The sequence below is a fragment of the Thioclava sp. JE_KL1 genome, assembly GCF_009296265.1.
Classification (GTDB): Bacteria; Pseudomonadota; Alphaproteobacteria; order Rhodobacterales; family Rhodobacteraceae; genus Thioclava.
This window is the reverse complement of record NZ_WBJS01000003.1, coordinates 396681-414205: the sequence shown is the minus strand read 5'-3', so window position 1 is coordinate 414205 and position 17525 is coordinate 396681. Positions and strand designations below refer to the sequence as shown.

The 17525-nt window shown below is 65.2% G+C and carries 11 protein-coding genes; 7 read left to right on the top strand and 4 right to left on the bottom strand.

What is annotated here, in order from left to right:
- The first annotated feature begins 10 nt into the window (after window positions 1–10).
- The 4 genes from nuoN to F8R15_RS07345 are packed head-to-tail and all read left to right on the top strand — an operon-like array spanning window position 11 to window position 4655.
- A complete protein-coding gene (gene nuoN, locus F8R15_RS07360) occupies window positions 11–1450 on the top strand; it encodes an NADH-quinone oxidoreductase subunit NuoN (RefSeq protein ID WP_152844130.1) in 1440 nt (479 codons plus the stop codon).
- Window positions 1440–2192, top strand: coding sequence for a biotin--[acetyl-CoA-carboxylase] ligase (locus tag F8R15_RS07355; RefSeq protein ID WP_256365669.1), 753 nt, complete (start codon window positions 1440–1442; stop codon window positions 2190–2192). The genes nuoN and F8R15_RS07355 overlap by 11 nt, the downstream gene beginning before the upstream one ends.
- Window positions 2193–2208: 16 nt before the next feature.
- Entirely contained in the window at window positions 2209–2985 is a 777-nt protein-coding gene (locus F8R15_RS07350; protein WP_078599292.1) for a type III pantothenate kinase, read from the top strand.
- A gap of 47 nt (window positions 2986–3032) precedes the next feature.
- The gene (locus F8R15_RS07345) at window positions 3033–4655 is read left to right on the top strand and encodes a ribonuclease J (RefSeq protein ID WP_152844221.1); all 1623 of its coding nucleotides are present in this window, start codon (window positions 3033–3035) and stop codon (window positions 4653–4655) included.
- 134 nt (window positions 4656–4789) lie between these two features.
- On the opposite strand, the gene F8R15_RS07340 is transcribed toward F8R15_RS07345, so the two are convergent.
- Entirely contained in the window at window positions 4790–6376 is a 1587-nt protein-coding gene (locus tag F8R15_RS07340) for a DEAD/DEAH box helicase (RefSeq protein WP_152844129.1), read from the bottom strand.
- A 284-nt stretch (window positions 6377–6660) separates the two neighbouring features.
- Here F8R15_RS07340 and F8R15_RS07335 point away from each other — a divergent pair, with 284 nt between their 5' ends.
- On the top strand, window positions 6661–8541 hold the full coding sequence (locus F8R15_RS07335) for a sodium:proton antiporter (RefSeq protein WP_152844128.1): 1881 nt from the start codon (window positions 6661–6663) through the stop codon (window positions 8539–8541).
- 3 nt (window positions 8542–8544) lie between these two features.
- Here the strand turns inward: F8R15_RS07335 and F8R15_RS07330 are convergent, their stop codons facing one another.
- The 3 genes from F8R15_RS07330 to F8R15_RS07320 all read right to left on the bottom strand — a co-directional run bounded on the left by F8R15_RS07330 (window position 8545) and on the right by F8R15_RS07320 (window position 13490).
- On the bottom strand, window positions 8545–9468 hold the full coding sequence (locus F8R15_RS07330; protein ID WP_152844127.1) for a M23 family metallopeptidase: 924 nt from the start codon (window positions 9466–9468) through the stop codon (window positions 8545–8547).
- Between the two features lie 56 nt (window positions 9469–9524).
- Window positions 9525–11843 carry an ATP-dependent Clp protease ATP-binding subunit ClpA gene (clpA, locus tag F8R15_RS07325; protein ID WP_078519409.1) on the bottom strand — a complete coding sequence of 773 codons (2319 nt, stop codon included), beginning with the start codon at window positions 11841–11843 and terminating at the stop codon, window positions 9525–9527.
- Window positions 11844–12104: 261 nt separating this feature from the next.
- Window positions 12105–13490 carry an HPP family protein gene (locus tag F8R15_RS07320; protein WP_172976185.1) on the bottom strand — a complete coding sequence of 462 codons (1386 nt, stop codon included), beginning with the start codon at window positions 13488–13490 and terminating at the stop codon, window positions 12105–12107.
- A gap of 204 nt (window positions 13491–13694) precedes the next feature.
- Between F8R15_RS07320 and F8R15_RS07315 the strand changes: the two genes are divergently transcribed.
- The gene (locus F8R15_RS07315; protein ID WP_172976184.1) at window positions 13695–15488 is read left to right on the top strand and encodes a tetratricopeptide repeat-containing sulfotransferase family protein; all 1794 of its coding nucleotides are present in this window, start codon (window positions 13695–13697) and stop codon (window positions 15486–15488) included.
- Window positions 15489–15681: 193 nt separating this feature from the next.
- On the top strand, window positions 15682–17481 hold the full coding sequence (locus tag F8R15_RS07310) for a tetratricopeptide repeat-containing sulfotransferase family protein (protein ID WP_152844124.1): 1800 nt from the start codon (window positions 15682–15684) through the stop codon (window positions 17479–17481).
- The last annotated feature ends 44 nt before the right edge of the window (window positions 17482–17525 follow it).

The window sequence follows — 17525 nt, the reverse complement described above, 5'->3', positions numbered from 1 at the left end:
GAGCTGAGGGATGACTTCTGCGGATTTCTCGATCGTCCTTCCGGAGTTTTTGCTCGCCGTCTACGCGATGGTGGCGCTGCTCGCGGGTGTGTGGTTCGGCAAGGACAAGCTTGCGCCGACCCTGCTGTGGATCACCTCCGGCGTCATGCTGGTGATCGCGGCCTGGATCGGTCTGGCCGAGGTTGGCTCGCATGAGGCCTTCGGTGGCCTCTTCATCGACGACGCGTTCTCGCGCTTCACCAAGGTGATGATCCTCGTCTCGGCTGCGCTGGTTCTCGCGATGGGCACCGATTACATGCAGCGGCGCGGGCTGCTGCGCTTCGAATACCCGATCCTCGCGACGCTGGCCGTCATCGGTATGATGATGATGGTCTCGGCGGGCAACCTGATGTCGCTCTATATGGGCCTCGAGTTGCAATCGCTCGCGCTCTACATCGTGGCCGCGCTGCGCCGCGAAAGCGAGAAGAGCTCGGAAGCGGGTCTGAAGTACTTCGTGCTCGGCGCGCTGTCCTCGGGCATCTTGCTCTACGGCGCCTCGCTGACCTATGGCTTCGCGGGCACAACGCAATTCGCGGGTATCATCGGAGTGGTCCAACAAGGTCACCTGCCGATCGGCCTGCTGTTCGGCATGGTCTTCCTGATCGCCGGTCTCGCCTTCAAGGTCTCGGCGGTGCCGTTCCACATGTGGACGCCCGACGTCTATGAAGGCTCGCCCACGCCGGTCACCGCCTTCTTCGCCACCGCGCCGAAAGTCGCCGCGATGGCGCTGATCGCACGGCTCGTCTTCGACGCCTTCGGTCAGGTGCCGGCGGAGTGGGGCCAGATCCTCGCGCTGCTCGCGGGCCTGTCGATGGTCTGGGGCTCGGTCGCGGCGATCGGTCAGACCAACATCAAACGCCTGATGGCCTATTCCTCGATCACCCATATGGGCTTCGTGCTGCTGGGCCTGTCGGCGGGCACCGCCGAGGGCGTGCAGGCGATGCTGACCTATATGGCGATCTACGTGACGATGAATGTCGGCGTCTTCGCCTTCATGCTCTCGATGGAGCGTGACGGCCAGCCGGTGACCGATATCAAATCGCTGAACCAATATGCCCGTCAGGATCCGACCAAGGCACTGGCGATGCTGGTACTGCTGTTCTCGCTCGCGGGCGTGCCGCCGTTCCTGGGCTTCTTCGCCAAGTTCGCGGTGCTTCAGGCGGCGCTGCATGCGGGATATATCTGGCTCGTGCTGCTGGGCGTGATCGCCTCGGTCGTGGCGGCCTTCTACTACCTGCGGATCGTGTTCTACATGTATTTCGGCAAGGAGACGGACCCGCTCGACAACCGGATGCCCGCGATTCAATGGGGGCTTCTGATGGTCTCCGCGCTGGCAATGTTGCTCGGTATCTTCAACCTCTTCGGCATCGAGGGCGCGGCCCAGGCTGCGGCGGCGGCTCTTGTCAACTGAGCGCGATGACTGGCCCGAGGGCGTGGCGCGACACGTCCTGCCCTCGGTCGATAGCACCATGGATGAAGCGGCCCGGCTAGCGCCGGGCCTCTCAGGTTCAGCGTGGATCTTTGCGCATGAGCAGACCGCGGCCCGCGGCCGGCGCGGCCGTGCCTGGCGTGCGCCCACGGGCAATTTCTCGGCGACGCTGGTGATGCGGCCCGAGGGCGGGCTGGGGCAGGCGGCACTCTATTCCTTCGTCGCGGCTCTGGCGCTCGAGGCGGCGCTCGCCCATGTCGGGGGCCCGCATGCGCGTCTCACGATCAAATGGCCCAATGACGTGCTGCTGAGCGGCGGCAAGATCGCGGGCATCCTGCTGGAGAGCCTGCGCGGCGGAGAGCAGATCGCGATCGGCATCGGGGTGAACCTCGCGCAGGCGCCCGACCGCAGCGAGGTCGAGCCCGAGGCGATGGCTCCGGTCAGTCTGGTGGGCGAAACCGGGATGCAGATCGCTCCGGTCGACTTCCTGCCGATGCTGGCGCAGGCCTTCGATCACTACGATCGGCAGTTCCGCGATTACGGCTTCGACGCGATCCGCAATGCGTGGCTCGCCCGCGCCGCGCGTCTGGGCGAAGAGATCACCGCCCGGGTCGGCAACGAAACCTATCGCGGCACCTTCGAGACCATCGACGAGACCGGCGCGCTGATCCTGACCACGCCCGAGGGCCGTCGCGCCATCTCGGCAGCGGATATCTTTTTCTGAGCGGAAAGGGGGAGCCATGCTTCTCTGCATCGACTGCGGTAACACCAATACGGTCTTTTCGGTCTGGGACGGGACGGATTTCGTCGCCACATGGCGGATGGAGACCAATCACCAGCGCACGGCGGACGAATATTTTCTCTGGCTGTCGGGCATGATGCGGGTGCAGGAGATCGCGGGCGAAATTACCGAGGTGATCATCTCCTCGACCGTGCCGCGGGTCGTGTTCAACCTGCGGGTCCTGTCGAACCGGTATTTCAACTGCCGGCCGCTCGTGGTGGGCAAGCCCGAGTGCCGCCTGCCGGTCGAGCCGCGCGTCGATCCGGGCACGACCGTGGGGCCGGATCGCCTCGTGAACACGGTGGCGGGCTATGACCGGCATGGCGGCGATATCGTCGTCGTCGATTTCGGCACCGCGACCACCTTCGATGTGGTGGCCTCCGACGGCGCCTATATCGGCGGCGTGATCGCACCCGGCGTTAACCTGTCGCTGGAGGCGTTGCACGCGTCCGCCGCCGCCCTACCTCATGTCGACGTGACGATGCCCGAAAAGGCCATCGGCACGAATACCGTCGCCTGTATCCAATCGGGCGTTTTCTGGGGCTATATCGGCCTCGTCGAAGGCGTCGTGCGCCAAATCCGGCTCGAACGCGACCGCCCGATGAAAGTCATCGCAACCGGCGGTCTGGCCGAACTGTTCTCGCAGGGCTTTGACCTCTTTGACAGTGTGGATTACGACCTTACCATGCACGGCCTTCGCCTCCTCAACGACTATAACAAGGATCTTCCCGCGTGAGTGACAGACTGATCTACCTCCCCCTCGGCGGTGCCGGCGAAATCGGCATGAACGCCTATGTGTACGGCTACGGCCCAGAGGGGAAAGAGCGGCTGATCGTTGTCGATCTGGGCGTGACTTTCCCGGATATGGACGGCACGCCCGGCGTCGATCTGATCTTTGCCGATCTCGAATGGCTGGAAGCAAACGCCGACCGGATCGACGCGATCTTCATCACCCACGCCCATGAAGACCATATCGGCGCGCTGCCCCTTGTCTGGAACAAGCTGCGCAAGCCGGTCTATGCGCGCGCGTTTACCGGCCGCATCGGTCAGCTGAAGCTGGAAGAGGCGGGCATCCCGCCCGAGACGATCCAGATCGTCGAGCCGCGCCCGAAGGTGATCGAAGCCGGTCCCTTCAAGGTGCAATTCGTGCCGATCTCGCACTCGATCCCCGAAAGCTCCGGCCTCATCATCGACACGCCCGCCGGGCGCGTTGTCCATACGGGCGATTTCAAGCTCGACGGCAATCCGATCGTGGGCGAGCCCTTCGAGCCCGAGATGTGGCATGCCATCGCCAAAGAGGGCGACGGTGTGAAGGTTCTGGTGAGCGATTCCACGAATGTCTTCTCGCCGCTGCCTGGCCGGTCGGAGGCCACGCTGGCCGAGCCGATCTCGGAACTGATCCGCGCCCAGACCGGCATGGTCGTCGCGACCACCTTCGCCTCGAATGTCGCGCGCCTGAAGACGCTCGCCGAGGCGGGCAAGGCCGCGGGCCGCTCGGTCTGCCTGCTTGGCCGCGCGATGAAGCGTATGGTCTCGGTCGCGGAAGAAACCGGCGTGCTCAAGGGCATGCCCGGCACGATTTCGGCAGAAGAGGCGAGCGACGTGCCGCGTCAGAACCTGATGCTGATCGTGACCGGGTCTCAGGGCGAGCGCCGCGCGGCCTCGGCCCAGCTGAGCCGCGGCAAATATCTGGGTCTCGAGCTGAAAGAGGGCGATACGTTCCTGTTCTCCTCGAAGACCATTCCGGGCAACGAGCGCGGCGTGATCCGCATCATGAACGCGTTCTCTGAGATGGGCGTCGACGTGGTGGACGATCACGGCGGGCTCTATCACGTTTCGGGCCACGCGAACCGCCCCGATCTGGAAGCGGTCCATGAGCTGCTCGCGCCGAAGATGCTGATCCCGATGCATGGCGAGCACCGTCACCTGCGCGAGCACGCGAAGCTGGCCTCGGATAAGGGCATCGCGTCGGAAGTCGCAACGAACGGCACGATGATCGACCTGACCGGCAAGGCCCCGAAAGTCGTCGAATATATCGAAGCGGGCCGCACTTACCTCGACGGTTCGGTGCAGATCGGCGCTATGGACGGCGTGGTGCGTGACCGGATGCGCATGGCGCTGAACGGGCTGTGCCTCGTGACCCTGATCCTCGACGAGGAAGACCAGCCGCTGGGCGAGCCCTGGGTCGAGCTGAACGGCCTGCCGAAACTGGGCCGCTCGGGCGCGCCTCTGGCGGAGACGATCGAAGACGAGATGACGCAATATCTCGAACGCGCTTCGATCAAAGTCCTCAAAAATGACGATAAGATCGACGAGGGCCTGCGTCGCATCGCGCGTCAGGTCTCGATGGAAGAGATCGGCAAGAAGCCCGAAGTGATCGTCGTCACCAGCCGCCTGACCGAGTGAGCGTGGCTCCGCGCCCGAAAGGGCGCGGATCGCCCTAGGCGCAGGCGGGCAGGGGCGCGCCCCTGCCTTGAAGACAAAGAAAAACCCCGCCGGAGGAAGCCTCCGGCGGGGATATTTTTACCAATACGAAAGCGTCAGCTATCCGCTTTGTCCTCGGCGGTCTCCTCAACCGCGCCGGGGCGGAAGGAGACGGTGAGGAAGTCCGGAACGTGATCGCCCATGCCCACGACTTCGTTGTCGCGCTCGCGGCGGTTGCGACCACCGCGCGACCGGCGGGCATTACCGCCCTCGTCGGAAGACTGGCTGCGCGATTGCGGCTTCGGAGCGCTCGCGGCCTCGGGGGCAGCTTCGCTGCGGGCCTCTTCGGGCTGAGCCTCGGCTTTCTTGGGCGCCTGCTCTTGCTCCTGCTGCTCCTGCGGCGCGGCGCTTTGCGGCTGCTGCGTCTCTTCGCTGCGCTGGTCGCGTTTCGACCCACGCCCGCCACGATCCCGGCTGCGTCCGCCGCGCGAACGACCGCCCTTGGCGTCTTCGCGCTTGCGCGCCGGTTGCTTCGCGCCTTCGGACAGCTCGAAATCTTCAGGCGGCTCGGCACGCGGGATTTCCTGCTCGACGAGGCTTTCGATCTGACCGAGGAATTTCTCGTCCGACGGGACCGCGATCGAGATCGCCGTGCCCTTGCGGCCCGCGCGACCCGTGCGGCCGATCCGGTGGACGTAATCCTCGGCATGCATCGGCAGGTCGTAGTTGAAGACGTGGCTCACCGAAGGCACGTCGAGACCGCGCGCGGCCACGTCGGAGGCGATCAGCAGCTTGAGCTTGCCATCGCGGAAATTCTCGAGCGTGCGCGTGCGCTGGCTCTGGTCGAGATCGCCATGGATCGGGGCGGCGTCGAAGCCGTATTTCTGCAGGCTCTTGGCGACGATATCGACATCGACCTTGCGGTTGCAGAAGACGATCGCGTTGGTGCAGGCCTCGCCCTCGGCCGAGATCACCGCGCGCAGCAATTCGCGCTTGGCCTTGGCCGTCTGGTCGCGGCGCGCCGGTTCGATCTGGATCAGCTTCTGGGTGATGTTCGCACCGGTGGTCGCCTGACGCGCAACTTCGACCCGCGTCGGCGCATGCAGGAAGGTGTTGGTGATCCGCTCGATCTCAGGGGCCATCGTGGCCGAGAAGAACAGCGTCTGGCGCGTGAAGGGCGTCAGCTGGAAGATGCGCTCGATATCCGGGATGAAGCCCATGTCGAGCATCCGGTCGGCCTCGTCGACGACCATGACCTTCACGTCGGTCAGGATCAGCTTGCCACGCTCGAAATGGTCGAGCAGGCGGCCCGGCGTCGCGATCAGCACGTCGACGCCCTTGTCGATCAGCTTGTCCTGCTCGCCGAACGACACGCCGCCGATCAGCAGCGCGCGGGTCAGCTTGGTGTTCTTGGCGTAGAGGTCGAAGTTCTCGGCGACCTGGGCTGCCAGTTCGCGCGTCGGGCAGAGCACGAGCGAGCGCGGCATCCGGGCGCGGGCGCGGCCCCGGCGCAGCAGCGTCAGCATCGGCAGGGTGAAGCTGGCGGTTTTGCCGGTCCCGGTCTGCGCGATGCCGAGCACGTCCTTGCCTTCGAGCGCGGGCGGAATGGCGCCAGCCTGAATGGGCGTGGGCTCTTCGTAGCCAGCGTCGACAACGGCGGAAAGGACTTTCGGGTCCAGCTTCAGATCGGTGAATTTAGTCATGGGTTTCCTTGGTTTACCTTTGATCGCGTCCTGTCGCGACCCGCATCGGGCGGGGCCGCTGTCGGGCGCTTTAGGAACCGGGCGCCCAGGAGAAGCTCCGCCGGATTACGGAGCTTGACTGCGCCCTACCGGATTGCGACGCAAAGGTCAATCTTTTCAGGGGGTGACCCGGGGCTGCGCGCGGAACATAGCGCGGTCCTGCGCGATATTCGGCCTCTTGCAAAAGGGCACGGAACCTGACCTCCTGAACGGGGTTTGATCCCGAAGCGTGACGAGGGACAGGTATGGCAATCGCGGAATCGGCGGGTCTCGGCCCGGTATTGGCCTTTGCGCTGGTGGGTGTGTGCGGTGTTGGGGCGCAATGGCTGGCCTGGCGCCTGCGCCTGCCCGCCATCGTGATCATGCTGGTCGCAGGGCTCATCGCGGGGCCCGCGACGGGGCTTTTGAACCCGAGCCGGGATTTTGGCGACTTGCTGAGCCCTCTGATCGCGCTCGCGGTGGCGGTGATCCTGTTCGAGGGGGGCTTTTCTCTAGATTTCCACCGCTTGGGCGACGCGAAAACCGGCGTACGGCGACTGGTCTTCATCGGCGCGCCTCTGGGCTGGTTCCTCTCGGTGCTCGCGCTCGTTTGGGGCGCGGGGCTCAGCTGGGAAAGCGCGGCTGTTTTCGGCGGGATCATGGTCGTGACCGGCCCCACGGTGATCGCGCCGCTTCTGCGTACGGCGAAACTTGCCCGCCGCCCCGCGCGTCTGCTGCAATGGGAAGCCATCGTGAACGATCCGATCGGCGCGCTGGCGGCGGTTCTGGCCTTCGAGGTGGTGTTCACGCTGCGCTCCAACTTGCCGATGGGCGAGGCGGTGTGGCATCTCGCGCTCGGTATCGGCTTTGCGGCCGCGATCGGCGGCGCGATCGGCTGGGGCATCGCGCGCAGCTTCTCGCGCGGGTGGGTGCCGGAATTCATGAAGGTGCCGGTGCTCTTCGCGACGCTTCTGGGCACCTTCGCGGTGACGGATCACGTGCTGCATGAAAGCGGGCTGCTTGCGGTCACCGTGATGGGGCTGGTGATCGGCAATGCCGACCTGCCGTCCTACGAGGAACTGCGCCGTTTCAAGGAGCATGCGACGGTGCTGCTGGTCTCGGGCGTTTTCATCCTGCTCGCCGCGAATATCGAGATCGACCAGCTCGCCGCGCTCGACTGGCACGCGCTTCTGTTCGTTATTCTCGTGGTGCTGGTGGCGCGGCCGCTGACGGTGCTGATCTCGCTGATCGGGACAGCACTGCCGCGCAACGAACGGCTGTTGATCGCCTTCACCGGCCCGCGCGGGGTGGTGCTGGTCGCGGTGGCGGGCCTCTTCGGGCAGCGTCTGGCCGAGATCGGCGTCGCGGACGGGCTGCGCATCGGGCCGCTGGCCTTCGTGCTGGTGCTGGTGACGGTGATCGTGCACGGCTTCACGCTGGCGCCGCTGGCGCGAAAGCTGGGGCTCGCCAATGCCGACAAGCCGGGGCTGCTGATCGTGGGCGGCTCGCGCTTCACCACGGCGCTGGCCGAGACGCTGAACAAGGCCGAGGTGCCGGTGCTGATCACCGATCCGAACCACGCCCACCTGATCCGCCCGCGCGCCAATGGGCTCAAGACCTTCTACGGCGACATTCTGGGCGAGGCGGCGGAGGACAAGGTCGAGCTGATGGCCTATTCGACCCTGCTCGCCGCCACCGATAACGACGCCTACAACACGCTCGTCGCGACCGATCTCGCGCCCGAGCTGGGCCGCGACAAGGTCTGGCAGGTGCCGCGCCAAAAGGACGACCGCGAGCGCCACGCGCTGCCGACGCAGCTCGGTGGGCGCCGCTTAGGCGAGGGGCGGACGCTGGAGAATTGGGAGAAGCTGCTATCCGAGGGATGGCGTTTCCGCGTGACCCGGATCACCGAGGAATACACGCTGACCCAGTGGCGAGAAAAGCGGCCCAACGCGAAGCCCGTGATGGTCGTGGCAAAAAGCGGCGATCTGCGCTTCGTGATCGATCCGGCCGAGATGAAGGTCGAACCGGGCGGACGGTTGATCTCGCTCCTGCCGCCCGAGGCGTTCGAGGAAGAAACCGCGCAGAAGGCCAAGGCCGGGGAGAAGCCCTCAGGTCAGCCGGGGCCTGCCGCGCGGATCCCGTGAGGGCTAGTCGATGTCGGTGCTGACGTCGCGTCGGGCGATCACCGCGCCGTCGCGACTGAGCGTGATCTGTCCTGCGTAGGTGCCTTCGGGCCAGCCGCTAGGTGATGTCTTCTTGCCGACATAGCGGAAGAACCGGGCCATGGACGCGTCGACCTCGCTGGTCGTCCTGAAGCTGATCCCGTCCGGGCCGGTGATCTCGAACCCGATCGTGTCCCCCGCGCGCAGGCCGAAACCGTAGCCCCACAAGATTAGCGCGGGTCCGGTGTCGCGGGGCGGGGGCAGGGGAGCGCCAGCCAAGACTGTCTCGAAGCGTGGCAGGGTGGCGGTGAACCCGGCCTCGAGCCAGCCGCTCGGTGTATATTTTACCGGGGCGGACCAGAGCGTTTGCGTTGCATCGGTGGCGCAGGCGTCCTGCATGTCAGGGTCGAACGGGTCGATCACGGTGTCGTCGTGGCGCAGCGAGAGATGCAGATGGGGAAACGCTGCTTTACCCGATTGTCCGACGAGGCCGAGCGGGTCGCCCGCCGCCACCTGATCGCCGCGGGTCACGGAGATGGAGCCGTCGCGCAGGTGGCAATATTGGGTCTGCCAGCCGTGTCCGAGATCGATGACGATCCCGTTTCCGCATTCCTTGCCGGAAACCGTTAGCCCGCTGGCATAAGCCCCGTCGGGCTCTCCGTCGCGGGTGGCGATCACCCGGCCCGGGGCGGCGGCGATCACCTGCACGCCCGCCTGCATCTGCGCTTCTGTCAGCAGTGCGAAATCGGTGCCCTTGTGGCCGTCATAGGTCAGCCCGCCGCAACCCGCGTCTCGCGCGCCGGGACCAGGGGCGCGGTCGACGTAGTTTTGGATGTAGCAATCTTGGCCAAGTGTGCACTCGACCGGCATCTGCAGCTTTGGCGCGTCGGATAGAAAAGTCCCGGCCATGCAGGGCACGGCCGGGACGAGAAGGCTTATCAATACCGCGCGAAGCACGGGCTAGATCATTCGGCGGTCAGCAGGCGCGGCTTGGAGCCGGAGATCCGCTTCTTGCCCGGTTCCTCGACCTTGATGACGATCTTGTCGTCCTTGATCGAGACCTTGGCGACGCCGCCCTTGGTGAGCTTCCCGAAGAGCAGCTCTTCGGCGAGCGGCTTCTTGATATGCTCCTGAATGACCCGGCCCAGCGGACGCGCGCCCATCTTGTCGTCGTAGCCCTTCTCGGCGAGCCAGTTCGCGGCGGCCGGGGTGAGCTCGATATGGACGTTGCGGTCGATGAGCTGCGCTTCGAGTTGCAGCACGAACTTGTCGACCACCTGCAAGATCACCTCGCGCGGCAGCGGCGCGAAGCTGACCACCGCGTCCAGACGGTTTCGGAACTCGGGCGTGAAGGTCCGCTCGATCGCGGCCGTATCCTCGCCCTCGCGCCGGTCGCGCCCGAAGCCGATTGCGGTCTTCGCCTGCTCGGCGGCGCCCGCATTCGAGGTCATGATCAGGATCACATTGCGGAAGTCGACGGTCCGGCCGTTATGGTCGGTGAGCTTCCCGTGATCCATCACCTGCAGCAGGATGTTGTAGACATCCGGGTGGGCCTTTTCGATCTCGTCGAGCAGCAGCACGCAATGCGGGTGCTGGTCGACGCTGTCGGTCAGCATGCCGCCCTGATCGAAGCCGACATAGCCCGGAGGCGCACCGATCAGACGCGAGACCGCGTGCTTCTCCATGTATTCCGACATGTCGAAGCGCATCAGTTCCACGCCGAGCGTATCGGCGAGCTGCTTGGCGACCTCGGTCTTGCCGACGCCGGTCGGCCCCGCGAAGAGGTAGTTGCCGATCGGCTTCTCAGGCTCGCGCAGACCCGCACGGGCCAGCTTGATCGCGGAGGACAGCGTCTCGATCGCCTTGTCCTGACCGAACACGACGCGCTTGAGGGACTTCTCGAGATCCTTGAGCACCTCGGCATCGTCCTTCGAGACCGATTTCGGCGGGATCCGCGCGATCTTGGCGACGACCGCCTCGATCTCTTTCGGGCCGATGGTCTTGCGCCGCTTGCTTTCGGCCACGAGATGCTGGGCGGCGCCCGCCTCGTCGATCACGTCGATCGCCTTGTCGGGCAGCTTGCGGTCATGGACATAGCGCGCCGACAGCTCCACCGCCGTCTTGATGGCGTCGTTGGTGTAGCGAATGTCGTGGTGCTTCTCGAAATAGGGTTTCAGACCCATCAGGATCTTGATGGAATCCGGCACCGACGGCTCGTTCACGTCGATCTTCTGGAACCGGCGGCTCAGCGCGCGGTCCTTCTCGAAGTGCTGGCGGAACTCCTTGTAGGTGGTGGAGCCCATGGTGCGCAGCTTGCCGCCCTGAAGCGCGGGCTTCAGCAGGTTGGAGGCATCCATCGCGCCACCCGAGGTCGCGCCAGCCCCGATCACGGTGTGAATCTCGTCGATGAACAGGATCGCATCGGGATGCTCTTCAAGCTCCTTCACCACGGCCTTCAGACGCTCCTCGAAGTCGCCGCGATAGCGGGTGCCCGCGAGCAACGCGCCCATATCGAGCGAGTAGATCGTCGAATTGGCGAGGATCTCCGGGGTTTCGCCGCGCGTGATCTTCAGCGCGAGACCTTCCGCGATCGCGGTCTTGCCCACGCCGGGATCGCCCACCAGAAGCGGGTTGTTCTTGCGGCGGCGGCACAGCACCTGAATGCAGCGCTCCACCTCATGCTCACGCCCGATCAGCGGGTCGACATCGCCCTTCTCGGATTTCGCGTTGAGGTTCACGCAGTATTTCTCGAGCGCGGAATCCTTGGCTTCGGCCTGGGTTGCCCCTTCGGCTTTGGCCTCTTCCTCGGCCCCCGACACCGGGCGCGTTTCGCCAAACTCGGGGTCCTTCGCCACACCATGCGCGATGAAGTTCACCGCGTCGTAGCGGGTCATGTCCTGCTCTTGCAGGAAATAGGCGGCGTTGCTTTCGCGTTCCGCGAAGATCGCGACGAGCACATTGGCCCCGGTCACTTCCGAGCGGCCCGAGCTTTGGACATGGATGGCCGCGCGCTGGATCACGCGCTGGAAGGCCGCGGTCGGCACGGCTTCCGAGCCTTCGATTTCGGTCACGAGGGTGGATAGCTCATCGTCGATGAACTCCACCAAGGTCTGGCGCAATTCGTCGGTGTCGACGGCGCAGGCCTTCATCACCCGCGCTGCGTCCGGCTCGTCGATCAAGGCGAGGAGCAGGTGTTCTAGCGTCGCGAGTTCATGCTTTCGGGCATTGGCGAGCGCCAGCGCCCCGTGGATTGCCTGTTCGAGCGTATTGGAAAACGACGGCATTATCTGCTCCTTTCCTCGGAGGGCGGCGCGGGAGGATACCCAGCCTAGTGTTGCCCTATAAGATTAAAGTTCGGTGGAAATCGCCACGCTTCAAGTCTTTTCATGCCCAAAATCCGACCGGACTCCGATTCGTGCGGAAAAAACGGTCATTTAACGGGCGCGACGGTGCAGGGATACCGATGAGGCGCGCAATATCTTGGGGGGTTGCGTGTGACCTCTCCCATATGGGGAGGGTTTTCGCGCGTTCAAGCGTATTGCCGGTTACTTGGGCGACTCGCCGCGGCTTTCAGCGGTGTCGTATTGCGTGTCCTCATAGACCGGCGGACGACGCGCGGTGCTTTGGTGCAATTCCGCGGCCAGTTCGGCCTCTTCAGGGTCGGTGTTGCCCCCGCGCTCAGGCGTGTCTTCGACGCGCGCCGCGGGCTTCGTCTTGGGCGAGGCCGCCTCGGCGGGCTCCCCGTCATCATCCTCATCGTCGACTTCTTCGTCGAGCTCCGCCTCGGTATGGGCGGCAGGCGAATGCTCCAAAAGCAGCGCCATGATGTCGGTCCGGGTCAGGATTCCCACAAGTCGCCCGCTTTCGGTCACGGGCACGACGCGCGCCTCGCGCCGGGCCAGCCGTTCGAGCAATTCGCCCACCGGCGTGTCGCCCTCGACGGTCTCGATATCGGTATGGAAGATCGCGCGGACCTCGGCCTCAGGGGGCGCCGCGCGAAAGCGCAGCGGGCGGCGCAGGATGTCGAATTCCTTGAACAGTTCCTCCAGCGCGTCGTGCTGATCGACCACGCCGAGGTAATAGCCGGAATTGTCGACCACCGGCAGCGTATGCACGTTGAGCGCGGTCATCTTGCGCACGATCTCGGACAGCGGCGCTTCGGGGCTGACGGTGACGGGGTTCTGCGTCATCAGATCGCGCACATGCGTATCGGCGAGAAGGGACTCGGCGGCGCGGTGTTCGGCCACCGCCATCAGCCGCGCCAGATCGGCGGGGTCCATATTGGCCGATTGGTTGAACTCGACCAGAAGGTTCGACAGGTCGCGCTGGCTCAGCGAGCGAGCCGGGCCGCGCGCGCGTCCGACATGGGCCGGATGATAGGCGAGAGGGCGCGTCGGGTAAGAAATGCCGAACAGCCGGTTCCAGAGCATCGCGAACCCGATCATCAGCACGGTCATCACCGCGATCGGGAAGATCGCGAAATCGAAGCCGAGCCGTCGTCCCGCCTCGTGTTCCAGCACCACCAGCAGCGCGATCCCGGCTGCGGGCGGATGCAGCGCGCGCGCCGCCATCATCGCCGCGATCGACCCGCCGACCGCCAGCCCGTCCGCATAGGGCGGCGGGGTCACCATCAGCACCGCGACCGGCACCACGGCGGAGATCATCATCCCCATCATCGCGGACCATGGCTGCGCAAGAGGCGAATTCGGCAAAACGAACAAGAGCACCGCCATCGAGGCGAAGCTGGAGACGAGGTAGATCCCGGCCTGTCGCGAATGGGGCAGGGTGGCCACGATGAAGGTCACGACGAGGATCGCTACCCCCGCGCCGACCGCGCCGCGCAGAATGTCGACCGCGGGCCTGCGCCCCATGGAGGGGCCGAAGCGGCGCAACTGGCGGCGGACATTCTTGGGCAGGTGTGAGATCGGCATCGGTTCGCTGGGGTTAACTTGCGTCAGGTATCGCGCCTGGCACGCGCGGATGCAAGCGCGGGGGCGGCGAGGGCGCAGTGGCACGGCGTCGCCGGTTAAGGGCTGGGTGACGACTGCAAGGGCGTCTGACATCTTGCCATCATGAGCGGTGGCTCTATGGTGCGGCGCGACTTTACAGGCGGGACAGAAGACGGAGACAGCGCAATGGCCGGACCGATAGACAAGACGCTGCGCACGGCGAAGAGCCATGCGAAAAGCGGGGCCTTTGCCGAGGCCGAGGCGCTCTATCGCGAGGTCCTCGCAAAGTTTCCCGGCAACAAGCGGGCGCAGGCCGGGCTGGCCGAGATCGCGCAGTCGCGCGCGACCCGTCCGATGAACCCGCCGCGCCCGGTGATCGACCAGCTCTTCGGGCTCAAGAAGTCGGGCCGTGACCGCGAGGCCGCCGAGGCCGCCGCCCGTGTCCTCAAGCAATTCCCGCGTGCGCCGGCTGCGATGGAAGTCCGTGCAGCGGCGCTCTCGGCGCTGGACGATCACGAGGGCGCGGCGGCGCTCTATCGCGAGCTGGTGGGAATGTTCCCTGACGCGCCTGACGCGCATGGCAGCTACGGCAACGAACTGATGGCGCTGAACCGCGATGACGAGGCCGTGGCCGAGTTCGAGCGCGTGTTGGAATTACGGCCCGGCGATCCGGTTTCGCTCAATAACATCGGCAATGCGAAACGCCGGGCGGGTGACGACAAGACCGCACGCAAACTCTATCACGCCGCCCATGAGGCTGCGCCCGATTTCGCCGAAGCACAGCTGAATCTGGGGAATATGCTGGCGAAAGATGGAGAGCTGGAGGAGGCGGAATTCCACCTCAAGGCCTTCTTGCACAAAGTGCCCGATCACTATCTGACCCTGTCGTCGCTGGGCGATCTCCTTCTCGCAAAAGGCGACAAGCAATCGGCGCGCGAGAATTACGAGCGCGCTTTGCACTACCGGCCCGGCTTCCCGGATGCACTCGCTGGGCTCGCCCATATCCAGCGCGCCACAGCGGACGATCCGCTTTTCGATGCGCTCACGGATTCGCTCGCGCAGCCGGGCCATAGCGCGAAGCAACGCGCGGGGCTCGAATTCGCGCTTGGCAAGCTGCGTGAGGAGTCGGGCGAGACCGAGGCCGCTTTCGGTCATTACACGCGCGGTAATGCGCTGCGCAAAGAGGCACAGGGCTACACGATTGCGCGCGACGTGGAGCGTTTCGCCCAGATCAAACAGGCGTTTCCCGCCCCGCCCGCCGAAATCCCCGAAACCGCGCCTGACGGCCCCGAGCCGATCTTCATCGTTGGCCTGCCGCGCTCGGGCACGACCCTGACCGAGCAGATCATCTCCGCGCATCCGCAGGTCGCACCGGGCGGAGAGCTGACCGAGCTGAGCCAACAGTTCAACGAGTTCGACTGGACCGATCCCGATCTGCTGGGGCAGAAAGCGCCCGCGATCCGCGCCGAGTATCGCGAGAAACTGCGCAAGCTCGGGCAGGGCGCGCCCTTTGTGACCGACAAGATGCCGCTCAATTTCCGCTGGCTGGGGGCGATCCGGGCGCTTTTCCCGCAGGCGAAGATCGTCCACACCAACCGCGACCCGCGTGCGGTGATCTGGTCGATCTTCCGGCTCAATTTCAGTTCCGACGGCAATGATTACGCCTATGATCTGGACGATCTCGTTGCCTATCATGGCCTCTATCGCGACCTGATGGCGCATTGGCGCACGCTGTTCGGCGCGACGCTTTACGATCTCGATTACGAACGGCTGACCGCGACGCCGGAGCCGGTGATCCGCGACGTGCTGGCTTATCTCGAGCTGCCTTTCGACGAGGCGTGTCTGCGCCCGCAGGACAATACCCGCATCGCGCGCACCGCGTCGCGCGATCAGGTTACGAAACCGATCTACAAGGGCAGCTCGCAGGCGTGGGAGAAATTCGCGCCCCATCTGGAGACGGCTTTCGCCAAGCTCGACTGAGAGTCTGGGCTTGTTTGTCACAGAATCGTCATTAACCTGTGAGGGCACTTAGGTAAGCCTCCCCCGATTCCCGAGCGGTTTCATTTTTTTCCTTAGGTGCGCCTCGCGATGATGTTGCGGCAGGTTTTCTGCCGCGCTCTTCACGGCGTGGGTGCTCGCAATGGTCGGGGGACGATTTTGCGAGTGAAAGCCAATGGCTTGGTCCGTCGACAAGGTTCTGCTTGCTGCGCGCAGTCATGCAAAGCGTGGGGAATTCGCGCAGGCCGAGGCGCTTTACCGAGAAGTGCTTGGGCGCTTTCCTGGCAACAAACGCGCGAAGGCGGGGCTTGAGGCGCTGGAGCAGGCCAGTAAGGCGAAACCTGCGGCGGGGCCGCCGCGCGCGCTGGTTCAGCAGTTGATGGGACTGATGCAGACGGGGCGCAATCGCGAGCTGGTCGACCAGGCGAACCGCGCGCTGCGGATCCATCCTGACACCATACTGTTGCTCGAATTTCGCGCGGCGGGGCAGGGGGCGCTGGGCGACCATGCCGGGGCGGCCGAGACCTATCGCCGCCTGATCGCCTTGCGCCCGGATCATGCCGATACGCACGGCAATCTGGGCAATGAGCTGATGGAGCTGGGGCAGCACCAAGACGCGATCGTTCAGTTCGAGCGCGTGTTGGCGCTGCGCCCGCGCGATCCGGTCGCGCTCAACAATCTGGGCAATGCGCTGCTCGCGCTGGGCCGCGAGGCCGAGGCGCGCACACGGTTCGAGGCCGCGCTCGAGGTCGCGCCGAATGATGTGCATATGCTCAGTAATCTGGGCAACCTGCTGCTGAACGAGGGGGATTTCTCCGGGGCACGACTCCGGTTGGAAAAGGGGCTGTCGCTCGATCCGCGCCATGTGTTGCTGTTGAACAATCTTGGGATCGTACTTCTCGCACAGGGCGACATCGTGGGCGCGCAGGCACGGTTCGAGGCGGCGCTGGCCGCTGACCCGAGTTATGCCGAGGCCTGGTGGAACCTCTCGCCCCTGCATCGCTTCGCGCCGGATGACCCGCTGCTTTCACAACTCGAAAAGCAGGTCGCGGCGGAAGGGCATTCGGAGCACGATCGGATGCTGCTCGAATTCGCGCTCGCCAAGGCGCAGCATGATGTGGGCAGGACCGAGCGGGCCTTCGCGCTCTGGCACTCGGCCAATGCGCGGCGCAAGGCCGAGCTGGGCTACGACATCGCGCAGGACCGCAAGCTGTTTGCGCAACTGCGCGACCGGTTTGCCGAAGCTCACCTGCCGATCCCCGAGACCGAGGCCGACAGGGCTGCCCCGGTGCCGATCTTCCTGCTCGGATTGCCCCGTTCGGGCACGACGCTGGTCGAGCAGATCGTCACCCAGCACAGTCAGGTCGCGCCCGGCGATGAGATCGCCACGCTCGATCGCGAGATGAGCGCGCTCGACTGGAGCGACCCGGAGGCCCTGACCCGGGAGGCGGGGCGCATCCGCGCCGCCTATTACGAGACGCTTGCCGGGCTGGCCGATGGAAAGCCGTTCGTGACCGACAAGATGCCGCTCAACTTCCGCTGGATCGGCGCGATCCGGGCGTTGTTTCCGCGCGCGCTCATCGTGCATGTCCATCGTGATGCGCGCGCGACGCTCTGGTCGATCTATCGCAACTTCTTTTCCAGCGCGGGGAATGGCTACGCGCATGATCTGGACGATCTCGTGGCCTATCACGGGCTCTATCGCGATCTGATGGCGCATTGGGCGGCACAGCCCGGTGCGCTCGTCGATTGCGACTACGAGGCGCTGACGGAAGACCCCGAGGCGCGTAGCCGCGCATTGATCGAGGCGCTCGGGCTGCCTTGGGAGGATGCCTGTCTGCGCCCTCAGGACAACGCCCGCACGGTTGCGACCACGTCGAACACGCAGGTGCGCAAGCCGATCTACAAAGGCAGCTCGCAGGATTGGGAGACATACGCGCCCTATCTGGAGGCAACCTTCGCGAAGCTTGATTGAGCGCGGGCTTGCGGCGCGCAGGGGCCGCTTTAATCTGCACGGAC